The organism is Terrabacter sp. 05T424, assembly GCF_056396225.1.
The window spans coordinates 33,029-56,111 of record NZ_JBFTLB010000012.1 but is presented as its reverse complement, the minus strand read 5'-3'; the positions used below and the strand labels follow the sequence as shown (position 1 = coordinate 56,111).

The following is a 23,083-nucleotide window of genomic DNA, read 5'->3' as shown; positions in this document are numbered from 1 at the left end:
ACCGGTCAGAGCTCGATGAGCTGCCCGTCGCGGAACGAGTAGCGGTAGGCGGCCGTCGTCGCCGCCGGCAGGTTGGCCGGGTGCGCTGCACCGTGACGGTGCGGGTGGGGCGTCGGCTGCGTCTCGAACTTCACGGGCGTGAGTCCACCGGCCACCCCGGCGGCATGCGCCTGACCGGCGCCGAGGGCAGCGGTGCCGACGAAGGCCACGGCGACGGCCGCACCGGCGGCGCCGAGACCGCGGCGCAGCATGCCGCGGTAGCCAGCGCGTGAGGGCGGGGGAACGGGACGAGCGGGGCGGGGTGTCGTGTCCATGACTCGAGCCTCGGGTCGGCGCCTGTGCGGCGACTGTGGTGGCAGCATGCGTTCGGCAAGCGTTGCACCGCAACGGTTCCCGCGACGCCGTCAGCGCAGACGCGTCACCGCTCGAGCGTCACCGCTCGAGCGCGGCCTCCATGTCATCGGCCACGACGTGTGACGAGGCGCCGGGCTCGGCCCGTAGTCCCTGGACCGCACCCGACCTGTCGGCGTCCGACCGGTTCTGGCCGAGCTTCGCCTTGCCCTCGACCGACTCGACGAGCACCTCGATGCCGACGATGCCGAGCAGCTGTCCGCGTAGGTACTTCTCGGGTGCGTCGCTGACGTGCCACCGCTGGTCGCGGTGGGACTCGTGGCGCTCGGTGAGCCGCGTGACGACGTCGAGCACCCAGTCCGGATCGTCGTGCACCGTCACCGCTCCTCGCAGGTGGACCTCGGTGTAGTTCCACGTGGGCACCACACGCCCGTGCTCGACCTTGGCGGCATACCAGCTCGGGGAGACGTAGGCGTCGGCCCCCGACACCACGACGAGGCCGGGCGAGCCGGGCGCGATGCGCCCCCACTGCGGGTTCTTGCGCCCGAGGTGGCCGAGCACGCGGTCGCCGTCGACGATGATCGGCAGGAGGGTCGCGTCGGGTCGCCCGTCGGCGCCGACCGTGACGAGGTGGGCGGACGCTTGCGCTTCGAGGAAGTCTCGCAGCTCCGGCTCGCCCATGGCGAAGGCCTGGGGGACGTACATGCTCCCGATCGTCGCACGCGGCCTCCGAGGCTGACAGCACGGAGCCCGCCGCAGGGAGGGGGCGGCGGGCTCCGGCGTGGAGGGGCGGTCAGCTGTGGCGGTGCGGGGCGCGTCGGGCGGCCGGTCGCTGCTGCGCCGACCACGGCCGCGGGCTGCCAGCGTGAGGCGGCAGGGGCGCCGCCGATGCGGTGGCCTGGCGTGCGGCGGAGGGGTCGAGGCGCTCGGCGAGGCTGCGCAGGAGCAGCGCGGCCCGTGCGGTGCGACGCACGCGTGCGGCCTTGGGGGCGTGGTGTCGTGCGGCGACTCGCTCGATGATCAGGTCGCGGGCGAGGGTCTCCTGGGGAGACAGGCTGACGGTGCTGGTGTAGGTGCTCATGAGAGGCTCACTTTCGCTCGCTTGACGCGGATGTCTCCGCTGCCGGAGTTGACGGAAAGGCTGGCGCGGGCCTCGGACTCGCCGGGGCCGTCGGTGCTGTCGAGGTCGACGTCGACGTCGCCCGTCACGCTGTTGAGGTCGAGGTAGGTCGCGACGCCGTTGGCGATGCCGATGCTGACGTCGCCGGTGCCGGTCTTGGCCTGGACCTGGCCGCCGTGCACGGCGCCCAGCACGACGTCGCCCGTGCCGGTCATCAGCTCGAGGTCCCCGGTGCTCGCGTCGATGTGCAGGTCGCCGGAACCCGTGCGGGCCTTGACGCCGGCGTCGGTGCGGCGGATCGCGATGTCGCCGCTGCCGGAGACGAGGTCGAGGCGGCCGCCGGCCGAACCGATGGAGACATCACCCGAACCGGTCTTGGCGTTGACGTCGCCACGGCTCGACTGGAGGGTCAGGTCGCCCGACCCGGACTTGAGGTGGGCCGAGCCGACCTCGTGGAAGCTGAGGTCGCCGGCGCCGGTGCTGACCCGCACGTCACCGAGCAGCCCGGTGCCCGCGACGTCGCCGGCGCCGGTCTTGGCCTCGACGGTGCTGCTCGCCGGCAGCTCGACCTCGACGTCGACCGATCCCTTGCTGCCGAGGGTGAAGAAGCCCTCGCGCAGCTTGGGGGCGATGACGACGACGTCATTGCCGCGCGCCTCGACCGTGAACTTCTCGGCCATCTCGCTGCCGTTGCGGCCGCGCGGGACGAGCCGCACGGTGGTGGTCGCTGCCTCGCCCGCTTTCAGCGTGACGTCGCCGACGAGGAGCTCGACCTTGAGGTTGATCGGACCCGTCGTGTCGAAGCGGGTCTCGAGGTTGGTGCTCATGGGATGTCCTTTGTCTCGAAGAGTGCGTATGCCGTGTGGCTGGTGCTGTCGTGCCGGTGCGGTCGGTCGTGGGCGGGTTCGCGTCAGCGAACCCAGCCCTGGACCCGCTTGTTGGAGGAGCGGTTGCGCCCCGGTGCGCCGGGCCCGAACTGCGGGCCGAGCTGGGCGCCGATGTTGACGGTGATGCCGGACGAGGTGGCCGCCCGGACGGCGTTGACGATCCACGTATTGAGCGACTGGCCGCGGCCCGTCGCGAGCTCCTCGGCGCGGCTCTTGAGGACCTCGGGGAGCCGGAGCGTGATGCGGGCGGTCTCGGGGCCCTCGTCGTCGGCTGACATCGCAGTGGTGTCATCGGTGTGGATGGCCTGCGTGTCGTCGGCGAGCGCGGCCGGGCCACCCCCGACGACGACGAAGACGGGCTCACGGCCCTGCAGCCGCACCTCGACCGACGTGCCGTCGAGTTCGTTGGTGATCTCGGCCGCAGCGTGCGACAGGGCGTCCATGAGCGCCAGGCGGGCGGAGGAGTCCAGCGCGAAGCCGATGCGCTCGGCGGCCTGCTCGGTCTCCGGACCCATCGCCCTGGCCGCCTGGGCGAGATCCCGACGCAGTGCGTCGACGTACTCGGTGATGTCCATGTGCATCACTATGACACCACTGTGGTGTCACGTCAACACCATGTCGACGCAGACCTTCGGGAGTAGGTTTCCGGAGCACGACCCCACCCCTCGAACACCCCTCGAAAGGTCACCGATGCGCAGCCTCGGCACCTCAGACCGCCCGTCCGTCCGGGCCCTCTCGCACGCCATCGAGACGGTCTCGTCGCGCAGCCGGTCGCGCCAGTTCGTCCGTGTCATGCACCGGATGGGCGCCTCCCCGGCCGAGATCCTGCCCTTCGTCCAAGACTCCCCCAACTTCAAGAACCGGCGGTTCGAGGGCCAGGAGCCCTCGTTGCGCCCGAGGATCAAGGCCCAGACGAGTGCCCTGCTCGCCATGATGCGCGTGCACGGACGCGGCGAGCCGGTGGGCACGGTGCCTGTGGTGCCCGCCGACCCCCCGCAGCACCCGGGTGAGCTCGCGGTCACGTGGTACGGCCACGCGACCAGCGTCCTCGAGATCGACGGAGCGCGGTTCCTCATCGACCCGGTCTTCAGCGAGCGTGTGTCACCGATCCGGCATGTGGGCCCCCGCCGCGCCCACCCGGTTCCGGGCTCCATCGCCGACCTGCCGAGCATCGACGCCGTCCTCATCAGCCACGACCACTACGACCACCTCGACCAGCCCTCGATTGTCCGGCTGGAGCAGACCCACCGCCCCCACTACGTCGTGCCACTCGGCGTCAACGCCCACCTGCTCGCGTGGGGCGTGGCCCAGGAGCGCATCACCGCCCTCGACTGGCGCGGCGAGACGGAGGTGGCCGGCATCCGTCTGACGTGCACCGAGGCTCGCCACAACTCCGGCCGCGGCCTCGTCGACAGCCAGACCCTCTGGGCCGGCTGGGCCCTGCGCGGTCCGGCCCATTCGGCCTACTTCCCCGGTGACTCCGGCACGTCGAAGTGCTTCGCTGCCATCGGCGCCGACCTCGGCCCCTTCGACCTCACGATCATGCCCGTCGGCGCCTACGACCCGTTCTGGCCCGACATCCACATGGACCCCGAGCAGGCCCTCGCGGCCCACCGCGACGTGAACCGCATCGGCGACGACGCCGAGGCGCTGGTGGCCGACGAGGCCGGCGTCGCCGACGGGTTCATCGAGGGCGACCAGCGCATCGACACGCCTGGCGGCAGGCACGAGGAGGGCGAGCCCACCGAGACGACCCGCACGGTGCGCACCGCTGCCCGCGAGTCGCTGCTCGTGCCCGTGCACTGGGCCACCTTCAACCTGTCGATGCACTGGTGGGCCGAGCCCGTACGCCGGTTGCGCCGTGCCGCTGCCGAGGCCGGGGTGCCCGTCGCCTTCCCACAGGTGGGCCAGCGGGTCGACCTCAGCACCGGTGACGCCCAGACCGTCGCCAAGGGCCACTCCGACGCGTGGTGGGAGGTCTGCTCCGCCGCCGAGGACCGCGACTGACGTTCATCCGGGCGTCACCGGATCTCCACAGGGGAACTCGGGCGCCTCCCCCGTCGCTGGACGAGAATGACGGTGGCCCGCCCCTGGGCCGCCGACCGTGATGCACGACAGGCAGGAGAAGCCAGTGCAGCTCCCGATCCTTCGCCGCATGGGCGCCTCGACCGAGACGCAGCGCAGCCGCGCCGCCGGCTCGCCCAACTACCGCGACGGCGAGTTCCGTTCGCACGAGCCGACGCACGTCGTCGCATCGCCCGAGGCCGAGGGCCCCGGAAGCATGCTCATGACCATGGTGCGCGAGTTCGGCCGGGGAAGACCACGGGGCACGGTGCCGCTCGTCCCACCGCGTCACCCGCACGAGCCGGCCGACCTCGCCGTCACCTGGTACGGCCACGCGACGAGCGTCGTCGAGCTCGACGGCCGCCGGTTCCTGCTCGACCCCGTCTTCGGCAACCGTGCGTCGCCGTCGGTCGTCGCCGGCCCGAAGCGACTGCATCCGGTGCCCGGCCCCATCGCCGAGATCCCGCACCTCGACGCCGTCGTCATCAGCCACGACCACTACGACCACCTCGACGAGCCGTCGATCCGCGAGCTCGAGCGCACCCACCGGCCGCACTACGTCGTGCCTCTCGGCGTCGACGAGCACCTGCGGTCGTGGGGCGTGCCGACCGGCCGGATCACCAGCCTCGACTGGCGCGAGGAGACCGAGATCGCCGGCATCCGCCTCACCTGCTGCGAGGCGCGGCACTTCTCCGGTCGCGGGTTCGTGCGCAACCAGACGCTCTGGGCCGCGTGGTCGCTGCGCGGGCCGCGGCACGCGGTCTTCTTCGGTGGCGACTCCGGTCCGACCCATCGATACGCCGACATCGGCGCCGACCTCGGGCCGTTCGACCTCACGATCATCCCCATCGGCGCCTACAGCGTGCACTGGCCCGACATCCACCTCGACCCCGCCCAGGCGATCGAGGCCCACCTCGACGTCAACAAGGGCGAGACCGACTCCGTGATGCTGCCCATCCACTGGGCCACCTTCAACCTCGCCACGCACTGGTGGAGCGAGCCGATCCGCTGGGCCCGCCGCGCTGCGGCAGACAGCGGCGTCCGCCTCGTCGCTCCCAAGGTCGGCACGCGGATCGAGCTGAGCGGCAACGACATCGACGAGGTCGTCGCCGAGCACCAGGAGCCCTGGTGGGAGTCCTGCGCGGCCGACGCCGACCGCGACTGACCCGCTGTCACCAATCCACAGAGGGCACCCCACCCGTCAATCGAAAGAACGCTCCGTCACGCACGAAAGGTGACGGAGCGTTCTCTCGATCGGATGGCCCGTCGAGTGCTCCGTTCCGCACGTCGGGAAGTGGGCACTCGACTGCCGTGTGGTGGTCAGGCGTCGGCTGCGGCCGGCTCGGCCGGCCGGAAGATCCACCGCTTCATCGCGAAGAAGCGCACCGCCGTCGACAACACGTTCGCGACGGCGACGACACCGGTCTGCACGACCGTGCCGGAGTCCGGGGCCACCCGACCGAGCACCGCGAGCGCGAGGGAGGACGCGGCATACGTGATCGCGAAGATGACGAGAGCCTGGCCGTGGTGCGACACCATGCGCTCTCGCCCGGTGACGCCGAACGTCCAGGCCCGGTTGACCGCGGTGTTGAACACCGTTGCGACGACGAGCGCGACGCCGTTGGCGACCTGCGCTCCGAGACCTGCGTGCTCGAGCCCCGCGAAGAGTCCGAGGTGCAGCACCGTCGAGAGCACGCCGACCCCGGCGAACCGGATGACCTGTCGCGAGAGACGAATCCGCGCCACCGGCGGGGCCGCGGTGGTGGCCTCGCCGGTGTGCATGTCAGTCATCCCCGCACTCACTGCGCCGACGATACGGGCTGGGTCAGGTCGTAGAAGGTGGAACCGTCGATCTCGACCGAGGTGAAGTTCGCCTGGACCCACGAGCTGATCTCGGACGAGGCGCTGCTGCCACCGTTCTGGTTGCCGAAGCCGCGGCCACCGCTGGTGAAGTAGTGGATCTGGCCGTTCGCCACGTACTGCTGGAACTGGGCCAGCGTGGGGGCCGGGTCCGAACCGTTGAACCCGCCGATCGCCATCACGGGCAGCTGGGTGCCGAGCTGGAGGCCGGCCGCCGTCTGCGAGCCGATGGCTGCTGCGACCCACGTGTACGTGTCGGCGCTGGCCGACAGGGCCGCGACGACGGCGGTGCTGGGTGTCTCGGCGTTGAGGAGGCCGCCGGCGCCGCCACCGCCCTGCGGGCCGCCCTGGAACCCGCCACCACCGGGTCCACGGCTCGAGCCGGCGGGTCCCGCGGTCACGATCGACCCGGTGTGCCCCTGGGCCGTGGTCGACACGGCATACGCGCCCGGGCCGGCGAGGCCCGCCACGAGCGCTCCGGCGAGGACGAGCGGCACGGCACGCACGTGGATCCAGCGCGTGGCGAGGATGAGGAGGGCGGCCGCCATGCCGACCGCGAGCACCGAGATGCGCAGCCAGTCACCGTATGCCGTGGTGCGCGACAGGAGGATGAAGCTCCAGGTCGCAGCCGCCGCCGTCGCGACCGACAGGACGATCGTGCCGACCCCGTTGGCGCGGCGCTGCCAGGCCTCGACCGCGCCCATGCCGACGAGGGCGCCGATCGCGGGAGCGAGGGCCACGGTGTAGTACTCGTGGAAGATGCCGGCCATGAACGAGAAGACGAGCATCGTGACGACGAGCCAGCCGCCCCAGACGAGGTAGGCCGCACGGCGCAGGTCGGTGCGCGGGCGACGGCCCCGGAACCACAGGCCCGTGGCGAGCAGGACGAGCGCGCTCGGGATGAGCCACGAGATCTGGTCGCCGACGCTGGAAGAGAACATCCGGAACAGGCCGGTCGCGCCCCAGTTGCCGCCACCGCCGCCGCCCCCGCCGACCGAGCCGGTCTCGTCGCCGCTGATGCGGCCGAGCCCGTTGTAGCCGAAGGTCAGCTCGAGGAACGAGTTCGTCTGGCTGCCGCCGACGTAGGGGCGTGCCGACGCGGGGATGAGCTCGACGATCGCGACCCACCAGCCGGCCGAGAGCACCATTGCGCCGACGGCGAGCAGGGAGTGGATGATCCGCTTGCGCAGGGTCGTCGGGGCCGCGATGAGGTAGGCGAGCCCGAAGAACGGCACGACGAGCAGCACCTGCAGGGTCTTGGTGAGGAAGCCGAGGCCGATGAAGACGCCGACGATCATCATCCACTTGGGCGACGCCTGCTCGATGGCCTTGACGGTCGCCCAGGCACCGAGCGCCATGAGGAGCGTGAGGAGCGCGTCGGGGTTGTTGAAGGTGAACATCAGGGCCGCCACCGGCGTCAGGGCGACGACGGCGCCACCGATGAGGCCGGCGGCCGCGCCGAACTGGCGCTTGACGGTCGCGTAGACGACACCGACCGTGGCGACGCCCATCAGGGCCTGAGGCAGCAGGATCGCGAACGAGCTGAGGCCGAGGAGGCGCACCGACAGGGCCATCAGCCAGAGGGAGGCCGGGGGCTTGTCGACGGTGATCGAGCTGGCGGCGTCGGAGCTGCCGAAGAAGAAGGCCTTCCAACTGTCCGACCCGGCCTGGACCGCCGCGGAGTAGAAGGAGTTCGCGTAGCCGCTCGCCGTGAGGTTCCACGTGTAGAGCACCAGCGTCGCGAGGAGCAGACCGAACATCGCCGGGCGCGCCCAGCCCGGGTCGGCACCGGGGCCGCGCCACAGTCGCCGGAGGCGGTTCGGACGACCCGCACGAGCTGCGGCGGGCGTCGGAGTGGTCTGGCGGCTCGGGTCGGCCGGCCCCGAGGGCGCCGCTGCGGAGCTGCCCGACGTGCCCGTGGTGGTGAGGGTCATCGTGTCCATGGCTCAACGTTCGGGGCCGCGGCTGTGCCGTTCCTATGTCCCGACTTTGGTGCGGGAATGAGGTACGCCGCCCGGCTTTCGTCAAGCGCGCGAGCTCCGCCACGGCGCACTTTCGGGTCGTGTTCTGCTGCCAACCGGACACGGAACCGCGCCAGGGCGCACTTTCGCGTCCTCCGGGACGCGCCAAAGCCCTGGAACTGCGCCGTGGTGCAGTCCCAGGGGCGTGGCTCGAGTTTCAGACCGTCGCGGGAAGCAGGAGCGAGAAGGTCGTGTCGCCGGGCTGGCTGTCGAGCTCGACCCGACCACCGTGGGCCTTGCTCACCGCGGCCACGATCGACAGGCCGAGACCGGTGCTGCCACCGGCCCGGACGCGGGCGTCGTCGCCGCGGGCGAAACGCTCGAACACGTTGGGCTGCAGCGCATCCGGCACGCCGGGACCATCGTCGTGGACCGCAACACGAACCCACTCGCCCTCAGGCCGCACGGAGGTCGTGACGCGGGTTCCGTCGGGCGTGTGCGTGCGGGCGTTGCCGAGCAGGTTGGCGACGACCTGGTGCAGCCGGGCGGCGTCACCGCGCACCTCGACCGGCTCGGGCGGCAGGTCGAGGTCCCAGCGGTGACCGGGCGAGGCAGCATGGGCGTCGCTGACGGCGTTGATGACGAGCATCGAGACGTCGACGGGCGCCTCCTCGAGCGGACGCCCGGCATCGAGGCGTGCGAGGAGCAGGAGGTCCTCGACGAGCGAGCTCATCCGGTTGGCCTCGGACTCGATGCGGCCCATCGCGTGCGTGACCGTCTGGGGCACCGCGTTGGGCTCGCGACGCGACAGCTCGGCATAGCCCTTGATCGAGGCCAGCGGCGTGCGCAGCTCGTGCGACGCGTCGGCCACGAACTGGCGCACCCGCTGCTCGCTCTGGTGACGCGAGTTGAGGGCCTCGTCGACATGGTCGAGCATCTCGTTGAAGGCGGCGCCGACCTGGCCCACCTCGGTGCGGGTGTCGGTGTCGGCAGCATCGACGCGCTCGGCGAGCGCGACCTTGCCCGAGTGCAGCGGCATCCGCGACACCTTCGTGGCGGTCGCGGCAACACGCCGCAGCGGCTCGAGGTTGCGGCGGACCAGCCACGTGCCGAGCAGTGCGACGAGGATGATGCCGGCCCCGACCGTCATCGCGGCGACGAGCACCATCTGGCCGATCGTGCGCTCGGTGGGGTCCATCGGCAGACCGACGACGAAAACGCCGACTGGCGAGCTGTCGACGAAGACCGTACGGGCCTGCACACGGTAGGTGCCGAGACCGGTGATCTCGATGTTGGCCGCGTCGCCACGAAGGCCGGCGCTCTGCAGCTCGGCGAGCTGCGCAGCCGTCAGGGGGACGGGCTGCTGGGCGTCGGTGCTCACACGCCCCAGGGCCTGGGGGATGGTCTTCGTCGAGGTGGGCAGGAGCGCCACGAGACCTTCGTCGCCGGGCCCACGCGGCCCGTGGTCGTCCTGACGCGTGCCGAAGTCGACCCCCCGTGGGTCGGAGAGCTGACGGGCCATCGAGGTCCTGAGCTGGTCATCGACCTGGCTGGTCAGCTGGCGGCTGAGGGCAACGACGGTGAAGGTGCCCATCGCGATGCTGATGACCGAGAAGAGGACGAGCATCGAGGCGACCAGCTTGGCGCGCAGCGTCCACGCCGACCACGGCCGCACCCGGTCCTGGGCGTCCGAGAGCCGCTGTCGCAGGCTGCGGTCGTAGGTCTCGGCGTCCTCTTCATCGTCACCAGACGAGCCGGCCTCGGAAGGGAACCCGGCGGCGGGAGCGAGGGGGACGGCATACGTACGCGTGTCGTCGGGCTCGTCGGGTTCGTCGGGTTCGTCGGTGAAGCCGACCTCCGGGGCCCCGAGGTCAGGGGTCGGCGCCCCCTCGGCGTCCGGAAGGTCCGCGGGGTCCGGGCGGTCGACGAAGGCGTCAGACGGCCGGCTTGAGGACATAACCAGCTCCTCGCATGGTGTGGATCATCGGGTCGCGCCCCGCGTCGATCTTCTTGCGGAGGTACGAGATGTAGAGCTCGACGACGTTGGCCTGCCCGCCGAAGTCGTAGTTCCAGACACGGTCGAGGATCTGCGCCTTCGACAGCACGCGCTTGGGGTTGCGCATGAGATAGCGCAGGAGCTCGAACTCCGTTGCGGTCAGGTGGATCTCGTCACCGGCGCGGATCACCTCGTGGCTGTCCTCGTCAAGGGTGAGATCACCGACCACGAGCATCGAGTCCGAGGACGACACCGCGACGGTGGTGCGGCGCATGAGGGCGCGGACCCGGGCGACGACCTCCTCGAGCGAGAACGGCTTCGTGACGTAGTCGTCGCCGCCCGCGGTGAGGCCCGAGACGCGGTCCTCGACGGCGTCCTTCGCGGTGAGGAAGAGGACGGGCACGTTGCTGTTGTCGGCGCGCATGCGCCGCAGCACCTCGAGCCCGTCGAAGTCGGGCAGCATCATGTCGAGCACGACGGCGTCGGGGTCGAACTCGCGGGCGGCGCGCACGGCTTCCATGCCGGTGCCGGCGGCGCGCACGTCCCACCCTTCGTAGCGCAGGGCCATGCCGAGCAGCTCGGTGAGGTTGGCCTCGTCGTCGACGACGAGCACCCGCACCGGGGAGCCGTCGAGGCGCTGGAGGCGGGCCGCTGCGGGCTTGGTCTTCTCGCTCATGTCATCCAGTGAAGCCGCTGGGACTGTGCGATGACCAGTACATCCCTGTGCGAATCCTGTGGACCCTCTGTCTCGAAGTCCCAGCCCTCCGACGGGTCAGCCACAGCACGCGCACAGCCAGCGGTTCGACCGTGGCTCTCATGAGCAACGAGTCCACCACCCCGGGCCCGGCAGAGCGGCCGCGGCTGCGCCTGCCGCAGTTCGACCCTGCCTCGCAGGACACCCAGATCGTGCCAACCGCTCCCGCGGCCCAGTTCGCCGATGACACGCAGACGCTGTCGGCCACCGCGACGACGAGCGCGCTGCCCGTCACCCCGCCGAGCACGCCCTACGCGTATGCCGGCATGCCGGCTTCCGAGGGTGCCGTGCCTGTGGCCGGTCCGTCGGTGCCGCTCGCCGCGACCGGCCTGCCGCACCGGGCGGGTCCGGCCGCCTCCTTCGGGCAGCGCTTCGGTGCGTTGTTCGGGGGTCGGGAGACTGCCACGGCTGGCACGGGTGTGCCCGTCGACTCCGACGGTCCCCGCTGGAGCGCGAAGAAGACCGCAGTCACTGCAGGCCTGGCCATCGTGCTGGCCTCCGCCGGCGCGATCGGCGCCGCGGCTGCCATGCCGGCCGGCTCGAACGGCGGCGACTCGTTCCGCGGTCCGGGTGGCGGGCGCAGCTTCCAGTTCCCGGGCGGCAACGGCCAGGGCGGGTTCGGTCGGCAGAACCAGAACGGCCAGCAGAACCAGCAGCTGCCCAACCTCCAGAACGGCGTGCCCGGCGGCGGCCTGACCGGGATCGACCCGAACCAGCTGAGCCAGCTGGACCCCCAGGACCTGCTCAACCAGCTGAACCAGGGCATCGACCCGTTCTCGGGTGGCACGGGCGGCTCGGACGGCACAGACGGCTCCGGTTCAGGTCAGGGCACGGACTCCGGAACCGGCACCGTGACGACCACCTGAGCCACAAAGCCCATCGAGTGCCCACTCCTGCGTCGGGAACTGAGCACTCGACAGACAGCGCCCATCGAGTGCCCACCTTCCTGCGTCGGGAGATGAGCACTCGACAGACAGAGACTCAGCGCAGCGCGCGGATCTCGGCTGCGTACCCCTCGAGCGCCCTCGTCGCTCGGTCGACCTCGTCCTCGACCCGGGCGACGAGGGCTTCGTCGGCGAGACGGCCGGCGGCGCCGAGGTCCTCGACCTGCTTGCACACCTCGGCCAGCACGGCGGCTCCGAGGTTCGACGCTGACCCCTTGAGGCCGTGGGCGATGCGGCCCTGGTTCTCGGCGTCGCCCTCGGTGTGGGCGGTGCGCAGGTCGGTGACGCGTTTGCGGGCACCCTCGCCGAACCGGTCGATGAAACGGAGCAGCAGCGAGGGGTCTTCCGGCTCGAGGTCGCGCAGCTCGGCCAGGCGCCGGTCGTCGAGCACGGCAGTCGGCTCGGTCACACTGGACGACTCAGTCTGCGCAAGAGCGACACGCTGCGAAGGCCGAACGCGCGCCGCGCCGGTCCACCGCTGCAGGGTCGAGGCGAGCAGCGCGACGTCGATGGGCTTGGTCAGGAAGTCGTCCATGCCGGCCTGGAGGCATCGCTCGCGCTCGCCCGCGATCGCCGAGGCCGTCATGGCGATGACGGGCAGTCGTCGCCCGTCCGGCTCCTGAGCCCGGATCGCGCGCGTCGCCTCGTAGCCGTCCATCTGGGGCATCTGGCAGTCCATGAGCACCGCGGCGAGCTCGTTGCCGTGCTCGCGGTGGGCGGCCACTCCCTCGACGCCGTTGCCCGCGAGCACCACGGCATACCCGAGGCTCTCGAGGATGCCCTTGGCGACGAGCTGGTTGATCTCGTTGTCCTCGACGACGAGGATGGTTCCGAGGTGGCCCTCGCCGGCGGGCGGGACGACGCCCCTGGTGGCCGCGGCCCGGGCGACGGCGGCTATCGCGCCCGCAACACCGGGCCCGAGGTGCCGGCCCGCGACGTCGGACATGGTGTCGAAGAGCGCCGACGGCATGACCGGGGCGGTCAGCGTCGAGTCGACGCCGGACTCGGTCAGGGTGGTCGCGTCAGGCGGCGGCACGTGGGCGCAGACGAGCACGACGCGCACGCCCGCGAACCGCTCGTCGGAGCGGATCATCCGGGCGACCTGCAGGCTTCCGGCGCCCGTGCCCGGATCGTCGAGCACGACGACGTCGACCGGCGAACCGCCGCGCTCGGCACGGTCGAGCTGCACGAGCCCGTCGACGCCCGTCGCTGCCGACGCCACCGACATCGACCAGGTGGCGAGCTGCTCCTCGACGCGCTGCCGGTGCGCCGCGTTGGCGCCGACCACGAGCGCGCGCAGGCCCGACACGGCCGCCACCTGCGACTCGGTGCGGCCGAGGCCCCCGGTCGAGGCGGCGGCGAAGGTGGCGGTGAACCAGAACGTGCTGCCGTGGCCCGGCTCGCTGTCGACGCCGATCTCACCGCCGAAGGCCGTGACGATCTGCCGGCTGATGGCCAGCCCCAGACCCGTGCCGCCGTACTCGCGCGTCGTCGATGAGTCCCCCTGAGAGAAGGACTCGAAGAGCCGCGAGCGCACCTCCGGCGAGATGCCCGGCCCCGTGTCATGGACCTCGACGCGCAGCACGGGACCGGCGGGTGTCTGTCGCTCGAGCGAGAGGTGGGCCGAGACGCTGCCCGAGTCGGTGAACTTCACGGCGTTGGTCGTGAGGTTGGCGACGACCTGCCCGAAGCGCACCGGGTCGCCCGAGACCATGAGCGGCACGTCGGCGGAGTGGGTCACCGACAGGTTGAGCGACTTGGCGCGGGCTCGCTCGGCGAGCAGCGCCACCCCACGCTCGAGGACGGCCGCGGGGTCGAAGTCGACGGACTCGAGCTCCAGGCGACCGGCCTCGATCTTGGACAGGTCGAGGATGTCGTTGACGAGCTCGAGCAGGACGCGGCCCGCCTGGTCGATGCCGTCGGAGAGACGGCGCTGGTGGGGCGTCAGCTCGGTGCGGCCGAGCAGCTCGGAGAGGCCGATGACGCCGTTGAGGGGCGTGCGGATCTCGTGGCTCATGGTGGCGAGGAAGGCCGACTTGGCGCGCGAGGCCTCCATGGCCGCGTCGCGGGCGTGGGCGAGCCGCTGGGCCGTCCACTCGCGGTCGGCGACCCTCGCGAAGAGCGCCGTGATCTGCGAGATCGTCGCGGCGTCGGTGGCGGCCGGGGGCGCCGAGCTGCGCATGTCGAGCACGACCACGCAGGCGACGCGGTCCTCGGCGACCACCGGCACAGCCACGATCATCGTTCCCGAGGGCGAGGCATCGGCGACGATCGTGCAGTCGGCGGCGGCGCGGGAGGCGAAGTCCATGCCCACCTCGACGGGGAGGTGGCTGGCCTCCGTGCCGTCGGCGGCGACGATGGGCTCCCCGAGGCCACCCGCGGCGTCGACGATCGTCGCGAGGACCGGCCGCCACGTCGTGTGCCGGGCCACCTCGACGAGCACGGCGGGCAGGGCCTCGGCCAACGTCGCCGACTCGTTGGCGGCCGTTGCCATCGCCGTGACGAGCCCCAAGGCCTGCTCGGCGTCCTTCTGCTCGGTGATGTCGTGTGCGGTGCCGCCCATCCGGATCGCATTGCCCTCGGCGTCGCGCGTGACGAGCCCTCGTCCGCGGATCCAGCCGGTCTCGCCACTCGTGCGCAGCACGCGCGCGTCGAACTCGAACGAGTCCTCCGACGCGACCGCCGCACCGACCGTCTCTGCGACGTGGGGCCGGTCGTCGGGGTGGATGCGGGCCAGGAAGCCCTCGTAGGTCGGTGCCAGCTCGCTTCGGTCCATCCCGTAGATGCGGTAGAGCTCGTCGGACCAGGACACGCGGTCGCTGGAGACGTCCCACTCCCAGCTGCCGAGCTTGGCGATGGTCTGCGCCTCGGCCAGCTGGTCGAGCAGCTTGCGCTGGGCGCTGTGCTCGCTGACCCGGTGCATCCAGCCGCGCCGCCGGCCGGACTCGTCGACGAGCGGTGTGTGTGACACGAGCGCCCAGAAGCGCTCGCCGCGAGAGTCGAGCAGGCTGCACTCGAGGTTGTCGCCGGGCTCGCCCCGGGTCGCGAGCTCGTCGAGGTGCTGGCGGAACTGCACCTTGCCGACGTCGTCGACCGCGTCGAAGACGGAGAAGCCCACCATGTCGTCGGGCTCGCGACCGAGCAGCTGAGCCATCCGGGCATTGGCGTAGAGCGTGCGGCCCTGCTCGTCGAAGACCCACAGACCGTCCGGGGACGCGGCCACCATCCAGCGGAAGAGGTCGTTCTCCGCAGCGCCGCCCCGGTCCGGAATTTCCGACATGACCCGATCCTCGCCCATTCCGGGGCCGCGCGCCCGGATGTCGCGCCGCAGACCTACGATCGGGACGACCCGCCCCCTCTGATCGGAGCCCGCGTGACCGACTCCCCCGATGGCACCGAGCCCGTCATCGACGACCGGGAAGAGCCGCACGACGACAGCGTCGGCGCCCGTCTCAACTGGCTGCGGGCCGGCGTCCTGGGCGCCAACGACGGCATCGTCTCGACGGCAGGTGTCGTCGTCGGGTTCGCCAGCGCCAGCAACGACCGCGGGGCCATCGTGCTCGCCGGCATCGCCGCCCTCGCCGCGGGGGCGATGTCCATGGCCGCGGGCGAGTACGTCTCCGTCAGCACCCAGCGCGACTCCGAGCGCGCCCTGATCCAGCTCGAGAGGCAGGAGCTGCACGACGACCCCGACGGCGAGCTCGAGGAGCTGACGCAGCTCTACGAGGCGAAGGGACTGAGCCGTGGGCTGGCCACCGACGTGGCGCGCGAGCTCACCGCTCACGACGCCCTGGCAGCGCACGCCGAGGCCGAGCTCGGCATCGACCCCGACAACCTCACCAGCCCCTGGCACGCTGCCGCAGCCTCGATGGTGGCCTTCGTGGTCGGCGCGATCCTGCCGCTGCTGACCATCACCCTCAGCCCCGAGAACGTACGCATCCACGTGACCGTCGTCAGCGTCGTGGCGGCCCTCGCGGTCACCGGTTGGGTCAGCGCCCGGCTCGGTCGCAGCCCGGTGCCGCGGGCCATCGCGCGCAACGTCGCCGGGGGTCTTGCGGCCATGGCGGTCACGTACGCCATCGGCGCGCTCGTCGGGGTCAGCCTGGGCTGAGCGCGCCCTCCGACGCCACGGCGCACACGGCATACGGCACCGACCACGCCCAGCGGGCTGTACAGTCGAGGTGTCCCAGCGCCCGTCCGTGGCGCCAATGCCGGATCCGGCTGGGGACGTCGGGCGCGCGATGGCGCGTCCGCCGGGACTCGGGCCGAGTCCGCCGCCGACATCGCGTCACCTGTTCGATCTGGGTCACGGCGTCGTTCCGGACATCGGACCCGCGTCCGCCGCGTCATCAGGAGGAACATGGCAACGCGCGTCCGCCGCCGACCCGACGGCCAGGGCCAGAACCAGCGCAAGGACGACCCGGCGCCGCTCATCCCCGTGCTCGCACGTCGAGTGCGCGAGGTCGAGTCGCGGGTGTCGAGCAAGGGCAAGGCCAGCCCGACGAACCGGACCAAGTTCCTCGTCGTGGCCCTGCTCATGCGCTCCGAGCGCGCCCGGGTGCGCGACGACGCCTCGATCGCGGGTGGCACGCGCGCGGACCTGCTCAAGCGCCTCGACGGCATCGCGACGATCCTCGCGCAGATCGCGGCTCGCGACACGAGCCTGCTGACGCTGCTCGACGCGAATGCCAAGCCCGGGCCGGCTGCCCAGCAGATGCGCCGCGACTGGCTGCTCGAGTCGGGCGCCGAGCTCGCCGACGACGACCTCGTCATCCAGGCCCCCGAGCCGCCCCGACCCGTGGTGCCCCCGCAGATCGCGGCGCGCCAGGTCATGCCGCAGTCGGTGCCGTCGCGCGCTCTCGCCAACCCCTTCCTGACGCCCGACCTCGGACGCGCGCAGCACGACTACCTGCCGGGGCGCCTCGCCGGGTGGGACCTGCTGAGCCCGCTCTACCGCGCCTTCGAGCAGGGCGCCGGCGGTGAGGCGGCCTCGATGGACCTGCCGGCCAAGCCGCAGATCGACCGTTTCTCACCGCCCGGGTCGCAGCTCATGGTCCACCAGTCGCGGTTCCTCCAGAGCGTCCAGGAGGGGCACCGCACGTTCCTGCTCGCCGACGAGCCCGGCCTCGGCAAGACGGCGCAGTCGGTGATGGCGGCCTCGATCGCCGGCGCCTACCCGATGCTCGCCGTCGTGCCCAACGTCGTGAAGATCAACTGGGCTCGCGAGGTCGAGCGGTGGACGCCGCAGCGCCGCGTCACGGTGATCCACGGCGACGGCAACGACGTCAACGCCTTCGCCGACGTCTTCGTCGTCAACTACGAGATCCTCGACCGGCACTTCGCCTGGCTGTCGAGCTTCGGCTTCCGGTCGATGGTCGTCGACGAGGCCCACTTCATCAAGAACCTCGGCTCGCAGCGGTCGCAGCAGGTCCTCGCCCTCGGCGACCGCCTCCGGGCCAGCACGCCGGGCGGCGACCCGCTGCTCATGGCCCTCACGGGCACGCCGCTCATCAACGACGTCAAGGACTTCGACGCGATCTGGCGCTTCCTCGGCTGGATCAAGGACGGCAAGCCCGCACCCGAGATCGTGCGGCGGCTCGACGGCATCGGCCTCACGCCGGCCGACCGCGGCTTCTACCCGGAGGCCCGACAGGTCGTCATCGACCAGGGCATCGTGCGCCGCCGCAAGGTCGACGTCGCGAAGGACCTGCCCGACAAGCGCATCGCCGACATCACCGTCGAGCTCGACGACGACCTCGGCCGTTCGATCCGCGCAGCCGAGAAGGCGTTGGGCGACAAGCTCGCCCGCCGCTACCGCGCCTTCCTCGCCGAGGCCAACGCCACCGAGATCCCGGGCGAGCCCGACGAGGCGCTCATGCGCCGTGTCGCCGCCGGAGAGCTGCGGGCCGGCGCCGGTGAGAAGTCCGACGGCAAGAACACCGAGAGCGTCTTCAGCCTCGTGCGCCGCATCGGCCAGGCCAAGTCGCGCCTCGCCGCCGACTACGCGGCCCAGCTGTCGCACTCGGTGGGCAAGGTCGTGCTCTTCGCCAAGCACATCGACGTCATGGACACCGCCGAGCAGGTGCTCGCCGACGCAGGGCTGCGCACCGTCTCCATCCGCGGCGACCAGACGACGAAGCAGCGCACCGAGGCGATCGACGGGTTCCAGAAGGACCCCGAGGTCTCGGTCGCCGTCTGCTCGCTGCTCGCGGCCGGTGTGGGCATCAACCTGCACGCCGCCTCCAACGTCGTGCTCGCCGAGCTGTCGTGGACCGCGGCCGAGCAGCAGCAGGCCATCGACCGCGTGCACCGCATCGGGCAGGACGAGCCGGTGACGGCCTGGCGCCTGCTCGCCGCGGGCACCATCGACTCGCGCATCGCCGAGCTCATCGACGCCAAGCAGGGTCTCGCGGCCCGCGCGCTCGACGGCTCGGACGTCGATGTCGCGAGCGGCGACACCGTGCAGCTCAACGCGCTCGTCGAGCTGCTGCGCCGCTCGCTCGCCGACGTCTGACCGAGGGTCGACCTCAGAGGTCGAGGTGCATGATGCTGAGGCCCACGCGCTCGCCCGACGGCAGCTCGTGGGCCCGCGGCACCGTGCCGATCACCGTGAAGCCGAGGCTCTCGTAGAGCCGCACCGCGCCCTTGTTCGTCGCCACGACGGCATTGAACTGCATTGCGGCATAGCCGGACTCGCGCGCCCAGTCGATCGAGTCCACGACCAGAGCACGACCCACACCGAGGCCCCGTGCATCGGCGGCGACCATGTAGCTGGCGGTCGAGACGTGCGCACCGGGACCGGGCCGGTTGCGCCCCATCTTCGCGGTGCCGAGCACGCGGTCGCCGTCGACGGCCACGCTCGCCCGGCCGCCGGGGCCGTTCTCCAGCCAGATCGCCCGGGCGTCGGCCTCTGAGAGGTCGAGGGGGAACGGGAACGTGTCACCGGCCCGGACCACCTGCTCGATGATGGGCCACACCTGCACCCAGTCCGCCTCGGCGTAGTCGCGGACCGTCACTGCATTTGCCACTCGAGTTTCCTTACTTCTCAGGCACGTTCGCGTCGAGCTCACTGAGCCACGTCACCGATGTCGCGTCGGACGGCATTCGCCAGTCGCCGCGCGGCGAGAGCGAGCCCCCGGCCACGACCTTGGGCCCGTTGGGCAGCGCCGAGCGCTTGAACTGGTTGGCGAAGTAGCGCTTGACGAACACCTCCAGCCACTGCCGGATCGTCGCCAGGTCGTATGCCGTCCGGTCGGCCTCGGGGTAGCCGGCGGGCCACTCCCCCGCCTCGCTGTCGTGCCAGGCGTGCCAGGCGAGGTACGCGATCTTCGACGGACGGTAGCCGCGACGGAGCACGTGGAAGAGCGTGAAGTCCTGTAACGCGTACGGCCCGATCTTCGCCTGCGTGCTCTGCGGCTTCTCTCCCTCCTTGGCCGGCACGAGCTCGGGCGAGATCTCGGTGTCGAGGATCGAGGTGAGCGTCTCGCCGACGTGCTCCTCGAACTGGCCCGAGGAGACGACCCAGCGGATGAGGTGCTGCATCAGGGTCTTCGGCACGCCGGAGTTCACGCCGTAGTGGCTCATCTGGTCGCCGACGCCGTAGGTGCACCAACCGAGGGCGAGCTCGGAGAGGTCGCCCGTGCCGAGCACGATGCCCCCGCGCTGGTTGGCGATGCGGAAGAGGTAGTCGGTGCGCAGGCCGGCCTGGACGTTCTCGAAGGTCACGTCATAGACCTCCTCTCCCCGGCCGAACGGGTGGCCCATCGCCGTCAGCATCTGCGTCGCGGCCGGCCGGATGTCGAGCTCCTCCCACGTCACGTCGAGCGACTCCATGAGCGCGATCGCGTTGGCCTTGGTGTGGTCGCTCGTCGCGAAGCCGGGCATCGTGAACGCGAGGATGTCGCTGCGTGGGCGGTCGAGGCGGTCCATCGCCTTGGCCGCGACGATGAGCGCGTGGGTCGAGTCGAGGCCGCCACTGACGCCGATGACAATCTTCGGCTGGCCGATGGCGCGCAGCCGCTGCTCCAGCCCGGAGACCTGGATGTTGTACGCCTCGTAGCAGTCGAGGGCGAGCCGCTCCGCGTCGTCGGGCACGAAGGGGAAGCGGTCGACCTTGCGCCACAGGCCGATGTCGCCCGCGGGCGGCGCGAGCTCGATCTCGACGGTGCGGAAGCCGTTGGTGCGGTCGGCGAGCGTGCGGCGGTTGTCGTCGAAGGTGCCCTGGCGCTGTCGCTCCTGGCGCAGCAGGTCGAGGTCGATGTCGGCGACGGACCGGCGCGGGCCCTCCGGGAAGCGCTCGCTCTCAGCCAGCAGCGCGCCGTTCTCGTAGACCATCGTCATGCCGTCCCACGACAGGTCGGTCGAGCTCTCGCCCTCGCCGGCCGCGGCGTAGAGGTAGGCGGCGAGGCAGCGGGCCGACGCGCTCCGGGCGAGCAGGTGACGGTCCTCGGCGCGGCTCACCGTGATCGGCGACCCGGACAGGTTCGTCAGAACCGTGGCCCCGGCGAGCGCCGCCTCGTGGCTGGGCGGCACCGGCACCCACATGTCCTCGCAGACCTCGACGTGCAGCACGAAGCCGGGCACGTCGGTGGCCTTGAACAGCAGGTCGGGGCCGAAGGGCACGCGGTCACCCGCGACGTCGATGGTCTGACCGCGCTGGTCGTCGCCCGGCGCGAAGTGCCGCCGCTCGTAGAACTCGCGGTACGTGGGCAGGTAGGACTTCGGCGCGACACCGATGATGCGGCCGGCGTGGATGACGACACCGCAGTTGTAGACGCGCGAGCCCTTCTCGAGCGGTGCGCCGACGACGAGCACGGTCGTGAGGTCGGCAGTGGCCTCGGCGATGCGGGCCAGCGCGTCGTCGACGGCGTCGAGCAGGGGGTCCTGCAGGAACAGGTCGTCGATGGCATAGCCGGAGAGGCACAGCTCGGGGAAGATCGCGAGCGCCACACCCTCGTCGGCGAGGTCGCGGGCCTCGGCGACCACCGCGTCGGCGTTGCGCTCGGGGTCGACCGCGACGATCGGCAGCGTGCACGCGGCGACGCGGGCGAACCCCTGGGCGTAGGAGCTGTAGAAGTCCATGGCCCCAGTCAATCGCACCGGAGACGGCACACGGGGACCCCGCACGAGGGACGCCCGGTGTCAGGCCGGTGTCACGCAGGTGTCACGCCACGTGTGACGCGATCCTCGCCACGACGGGGGTCCCGACGGGCCGACATCTCCTACAATTCGTAGTAGTCGAGCTCTCGCCCGATGCGACCCGGAGGAGGCCACCATGTCCGACACCATGCACACCGACCCGTTCAGCAACATGGTCCAGGAGCTGCACCCCGAGCAGTCGTGGGGCTTCCTGCGCGAGCGTGAGTTCGGGCGGCTGGCCTTCCACCTCGTCGGCGAGGTGCACATCGTGCCGATCAACTACGCCGTCGACGGCGAGCGCCTCGTCTTCATGACGGCGGAGGGCAGCAAGCTCTTCGGGGTGACGTCCAACAGCGACGTGGCCTTCGAGGTCGACGAGGTCTCGGGTGACCACGCGACGAGCGTCATCTGCCGGGGCCGCGCCCACATCCTCGAGGGCCAGGCGGCCTACGTCGCCGAGCGCCTCCCGGTGCGGCCGTGGGTCGGCACACCCAAGACCGTCGTCGTCGCCATCCAGGTCGACGAGATCTCCGGCCGCCGCTTCCCCCTGTCGAGGCCGTGGATGCGAGACCTGCCGGCCGACCCGCCCGTCTAGACCTGGGCTTGGGCGGTGACCGCCGCCCCGGGTCCACATCCGCAGCCGACCTTCGAGCCTCAGAACCGATGGCGCACGAGTGGCCTCCCCCCACCCGTGGAGGAGACCCGCACTTCTGTCGGAAGGCGCACCTCCGGCTCGCCACGTCAATGGTGCACCGGGCGCAACACTGACGTAGCGGGCTGGCTCGCGATCGCGCTCTCGTCAGCCGACGGCGTCGCGGGCGGCGACGAAGGCGTCGACGCACGCGCGTACGTCGGCCTCGGAGTGCGCTGCCGAGAGCTGGACGCGGATGCGCGCCTTGCCGCGCGGCACGACCGGGAAGCTGAAGGCGATGACGTAGACGCCGTTGCCGAGCATGTGGTCGGCGATCTCGGCCGCACGGCGAGCGCCGTCCTCGCCGGGGAACATGACCGGACGGATCGGGTGCGTGCCGGGCAGCAGCTCGAAGCCGGCTTCGGTCATCAGCGTGTGGAACAGCTCCGTGTTGGCCTTGAGCGTCTCGCGCTTCTCGGCCGAGCCCTCGACGAGCTCGAGCGCCGCCATCGAACCCGCCGCCACGGCCGGGGCGACCGCGTTGCTGAAGAGGTAGGGGCGCGAGCGCTGGCGCAGCAGCTCGACGATCTCGCGATGGCTCGCCACGTAGCCACCGCTCGCGCCGCCGAGGGCCTTGCCGAGCGTGCCCGTGACGATGTCGACCCGGTCCATGACGCCGAAGAGCTCGGGCGTGCCCCGGCCGCCGTCGCCGACGAAGCCGACCGCGTGCGAGTCGTCGACGAACACCATCGCGCCGAACTCCTCTGCCAGGTCGCAGATCTCGTCCAGCGGCGCGTAGGACCCGTCCATCGAGAAGACACCGTCGGTGACGACGACCTTGCGCTTCGCACCGGCGGCGACGGCGGCCTCGAGCTGGGCCCTCAGGTCGGTCATGTCGGCGTTCTTGTAGCGGTAGCGCATCGCCTTGCTGAGGCGCACGCCGTCGATGATGGAGGCGTGGTTCAGCTCGTCGCTGATGATGGCGTCCTCGGCGCCGAAGAGCACCTCGAAGACACCGCCGTTGGCGTCGAAGCAGGACGAATAGAGGATCGTCGCCTCGGTGCCGAGGAACTCGCTGATCCTCGCCTCGAGCGCCGTGTGGAGCGTCTGCGTGCCGCAGATGAAGCGCACCGAGGCCATGCCGAAACCCCACTCGTCGAGGGCCTTCTTCGAGGCCTCGACGACACCGGCGTCGTTGGCCAGACCGAGGTAGTTGTTGGCGCAGAAGTTGAGCGCCTCCGCCTTGAGCGTCGTCACGTGCGCCGACTGGGGCGAGGTCAGCTCACGCTCGCTCTTGTAGAGGCCGGCGTCGCGGATCTCCTGCAGCGTCGCGGTGATCTCGTCCTTCACTGAGCCGTACATCGGTGTCCTTCGCGG

At 71.3% G+C, this 23,083-nt stretch carries 19 protein-coding genes; 6 read left to right on the top strand and 13 right to left on the bottom strand.

Features of this window, described 5'->3' with window-relative positions; genetic code table 11:
- Positions 1-5 precede the first annotated feature (5 nt).
- The 5 genes from AC1DE0_RS19760 to AC1DE0_RS19740 all read right to left on the bottom strand — a co-directional run bounded on the left by AC1DE0_RS19760 (position 6) and on the right by AC1DE0_RS19740 (position 2,933).
- Positions 6-314, bottom strand: coding sequence for a hypothetical protein (locus tag AC1DE0_RS19760; RefSeq protein ID WP_478104604.1), 309 nt, complete (start codon positions 312-314; stop codon positions 6-8).
- A 118-nt stretch (positions 315-432) separates the two neighbouring features.
- Entirely contained in the window at positions 433-1,056 is a 624-nt protein-coding gene (locus tag AC1DE0_RS19755) for an FMN-binding negative transcriptional regulator (RefSeq protein WP_478104600.1), read from the bottom strand.
- Between the two features lie 88 nt (positions 1,057-1,144).
- Positions 1,145-1,432, bottom strand: coding sequence for a hypothetical protein (locus AC1DE0_RS19750; protein ID WP_478104597.1), 288 nt, complete (start codon positions 1,430-1,432; stop codon positions 1,145-1,147).
- Positions 1,429-2,298 (bottom strand): DUF4097 family beta strand repeat-containing protein, encoded by an 870-nt coding sequence (locus AC1DE0_RS19745; RefSeq protein WP_478104593.1) that lies wholly within the window; start codon positions 2,296-2,298, stop codon positions 1,429-1,431. The genes AC1DE0_RS19750 and AC1DE0_RS19745 overlap by 4 nt, the downstream gene beginning before the upstream one ends.
- A gap of 83 nt (positions 2,299-2,381) precedes the next feature.
- Positions 2,382-2,933 carry a toxin-antitoxin system HicB family antitoxin gene (locus AC1DE0_RS19740; protein ID WP_478104589.1) on the bottom strand — a complete coding sequence of 184 codons (552 nt, stop codon included), beginning with the start codon at positions 2,931-2,933 and terminating at the stop codon, positions 2,382-2,384.
- Between the two features lie 115 nt (positions 2,934-3,048).
- Between AC1DE0_RS19740 and AC1DE0_RS19735 the strand changes: the two genes are divergently transcribed.
- Positions 3,049-4,365 carry an MBL fold metallo-hydrolase gene (locus AC1DE0_RS19735; protein WP_478104585.1) on the top strand — a complete coding sequence of 439 codons (1,317 nt, stop codon included), beginning with the start codon at positions 3,049-3,051 and terminating at the stop codon, positions 4,363-4,365.
- Between the two features lie 124 nt (positions 4,366-4,489).
- Positions 4,490-5,587 carry an MBL fold metallo-hydrolase gene (locus AC1DE0_RS19730; protein WP_478104584.1) on the top strand — a complete coding sequence of 366 codons (1,098 nt, stop codon included), beginning with the start codon at positions 4,490-4,492 and terminating at the stop codon, positions 5,585-5,587.
- Between the two features lie 155 nt (positions 5,588-5,742).
- Here AC1DE0_RS19730 and AC1DE0_RS19725 read toward each other — a convergent pair whose 3' ends face one another.
- The 4 genes from AC1DE0_RS19725 to AC1DE0_RS19710 form a co-directional block, all read right to left on the bottom strand.
- Positions 5,743-6,213: a GtrA family protein gene (locus tag AC1DE0_RS19725; RefSeq protein ID WP_478104582.1), complete on the bottom strand. Its 471-nt coding sequence runs from the start codon at positions 6,211-6,213 to the stop codon at positions 5,743-5,745.
- An 8-nt stretch (positions 6,214-6,221) separates the two neighbouring features.
- Positions 6,222-8,225, bottom strand: a complete 2,004-nt coding sequence (locus tag AC1DE0_RS19720; protein ID WP_478104580.1) for an ArnT family glycosyltransferase — start codon at positions 8,223-8,225, stop codon at positions 6,222-6,224.
- 235 nt (positions 8,226-8,460) lie between these two features.
- Positions 8,461-10,200: a sensor histidine kinase gene (locus AC1DE0_RS19715; protein WP_478104578.1), complete on the bottom strand. Its 1,740-nt coding sequence runs from the start codon at positions 10,198-10,200 to the stop codon at positions 8,461-8,463.
- Complete coding sequence (locus tag AC1DE0_RS19710; RefSeq protein ID WP_478104576.1) at positions 10,178-10,915, bottom strand: response regulator transcription factor; 738 nt, start codon at positions 10,913-10,915, stop codon at positions 10,178-10,180. Before AC1DE0_RS19710 ends, AC1DE0_RS19715 begins: the two co-directional genes overlap by 23 nt.
- Positions 10,916-11,055: 140 nt before the next feature.
- Between AC1DE0_RS19710 and AC1DE0_RS19705 the strand changes: the two genes are divergently transcribed.
- Positions 11,056-11,859 carry a hypothetical protein gene (locus tag AC1DE0_RS19705; protein ID WP_478104574.1) on the top strand — a complete coding sequence of 268 codons (804 nt, stop codon included), beginning with the start codon at positions 11,056-11,058 and terminating at the stop codon, positions 11,857-11,859.
- A gap of 115 nt (positions 11,860-11,974) precedes the next feature.
- On the opposite strand, the gene AC1DE0_RS19700 is transcribed toward AC1DE0_RS19705, so the two are convergent.
- Positions 11,975-15,217: a response regulator gene (locus AC1DE0_RS19700; RefSeq protein ID WP_478104572.1), complete on the bottom strand. Its 3,243-nt coding sequence runs from the start codon at positions 15,215-15,217 to the stop codon at positions 11,975-11,977.
- A gap of 93 nt (positions 15,218-15,310) precedes the next feature.
- Between AC1DE0_RS19700 and AC1DE0_RS19695 the strand changes: the two genes are divergently transcribed.
- Both AC1DE0_RS19695 and AC1DE0_RS19690 read left to right on the top strand, forming a co-directional pair.
- Entirely contained in the window at positions 15,311-16,048 is a 738-nt protein-coding gene (locus AC1DE0_RS19695) for a VIT1/CCC1 transporter family protein (protein ID WP_478104569.1), read from the top strand.
- A gap of 249 nt (positions 16,049-16,297) precedes the next feature.
- Complete coding sequence (locus tag AC1DE0_RS19690; RefSeq protein WP_478104566.1) at positions 16,298-18,451, top strand: DEAD/DEAH box helicase; 2,154 nt, start codon at positions 16,298-16,300, stop codon at positions 18,449-18,451.
- Between the two features lie 13 nt (positions 18,452-18,464).
- Here the strand turns inward: AC1DE0_RS19690 and AC1DE0_RS19685 are convergent, their stop codons facing one another.
- Positions 18,465-18,965: an N-acetyltransferase family protein gene (locus tag AC1DE0_RS19685; RefSeq protein WP_478104562.1), complete on the bottom strand. Its 501-nt coding sequence runs from the start codon at positions 18,963-18,965 to the stop codon at positions 18,465-18,467.
- Between the two features lie 10 nt (positions 18,966-18,975).
- Positions 18,976-21,018 (bottom strand): NAD(+) synthase, encoded by a 2,043-nt coding sequence (locus AC1DE0_RS19680; protein ID WP_478104558.1) that lies wholly within the window; start codon positions 21,016-21,018, stop codon positions 18,976-18,978.
- A gap of 193 nt (positions 21,019-21,211) precedes the next feature.
- Here AC1DE0_RS19680 and AC1DE0_RS19675 point away from each other — a divergent pair, with 193 nt between their 5' ends.
- The gene (locus tag AC1DE0_RS19675) at positions 21,212-21,670 is read left to right on the top strand and encodes a pyridoxamine 5'-phosphate oxidase family protein (protein WP_478104556.1); all 459 of its coding nucleotides are present in this window, start codon (positions 21,212-21,214) and stop codon (positions 21,668-21,670) included.
- A gap of 204 nt (positions 21,671-21,874) precedes the next feature.
- On the opposite strand, the gene AC1DE0_RS19670 is transcribed toward AC1DE0_RS19675, so the two are convergent.
- Positions 21,875-23,068, bottom strand: a complete 1,194-nt coding sequence (locus AC1DE0_RS19670; RefSeq protein WP_478104554.1) for a glycine C-acetyltransferase — start codon at positions 23,066-23,068, stop codon at positions 21,875-21,877.
- Positions 23,069-23,083: the final 15 nt, after the last annotated feature.

Excerpts from the sequence above, each read along its gene's own strand:
- AC1DE0_RS19760 (WP_478104604.1), bottom strand. The coding sequence starts at position 314 with ATGGACACGACACCCCGCCCCGCTCGTCCCGTTCCCCCGCCCTCACGC.
- AC1DE0_RS19680 (WP_478104558.1), bottom strand. The coding sequence starts at position 21,018 with ATGGACTTCTACAGCTCCTACGCCCAGGGGTTCGCCCGCGTCGCCGCG.
- AC1DE0_RS19715 (WP_478104578.1), bottom strand. The coding sequence starts at position 10,200 with ATGTCCTCAAGCCGGCCGTCTGACGCCTTCGTCGACCGCCCGGACCCC.
- AC1DE0_RS19750 (WP_478104597.1), bottom strand. The coding sequence starts at position 1,432 with ATGAGCACCTACACCAGCACCGTCAGCCTGTCTCCCCAGGAGACCCTC.
- AC1DE0_RS19755 (WP_478104600.1), bottom strand. The coding sequence starts at position 1,056 with ATGTACGTCCCCCAGGCCTTCGCCATGGGCGAGCCGGAGCTGCGAGAC.
- AC1DE0_RS19745 (WP_478104593.1), bottom strand. The coding sequence starts at position 2,298 with ATGAGCACCAACCTCGAGACCCGCTTCGACACGACGGGTCCGATCAAC.
- AC1DE0_RS19740 (WP_478104589.1), bottom strand. The coding sequence starts at position 2,933 with ATGGACATCACCGAGTACGTCGACGCACTGCGTCGGGATCTCGCCCAG.
- AC1DE0_RS19720 (WP_478104580.1), bottom strand. The coding sequence starts at position 8,225 with ATGGACACGATGACCCTCACCACCACGGGCACGTCGGGCAGCTCCGCA.
- AC1DE0_RS19710 (WP_478104576.1), bottom strand. The coding sequence starts at position 10,915 with ATGAGCGAGAAGACCAAGCCCGCAGCGGCCCGCCTCCAGCGCCTCGAC.
- AC1DE0_RS19725 (WP_478104582.1), bottom strand. The coding sequence starts at position 6,213 with ATGACTGACATGCACACCGGCGAGGCCACCACCGCGGCCCCGCCGGTG.
- AC1DE0_RS19735 (WP_478104585.1), top strand. The coding sequence starts at position 3,049 with ATGCGCAGCCTCGGCACCTCAGACCGCCCGTCCGTCCGGGCCCTCTCG.
- AC1DE0_RS19690 (WP_478104566.1), top strand. The coding sequence starts at position 16,298 with ATGGCAACGCGCGTCCGCCGCCGACCCGACGGCCAGGGCCAGAACCAG.
- AC1DE0_RS19670 (WP_478104554.1), bottom strand. The coding sequence starts at position 23,068 with ATGTACGGCTCAGTGAAGGACGAGATCACCGCGACGCTGCAGGAGATC.
- AC1DE0_RS19705 (WP_478104574.1), top strand. The coding sequence starts at position 11,056 with ATGAGCAACGAGTCCACCACCCCGGGCCCGGCAGAGCGGCCGCGGCTG.
- AC1DE0_RS19675 (WP_478104556.1), top strand. The coding sequence starts at position 21,212 with ATGTCCGACACCATGCACACCGACCCGTTCAGCAACATGGTCCAGGAG.
- AC1DE0_RS19700 (WP_478104572.1), bottom strand. The coding sequence starts at position 15,217 with ATGTCGGAAATTCCGGACCGGGGCGGCGCTGCGGAGAACGACCTCTTC.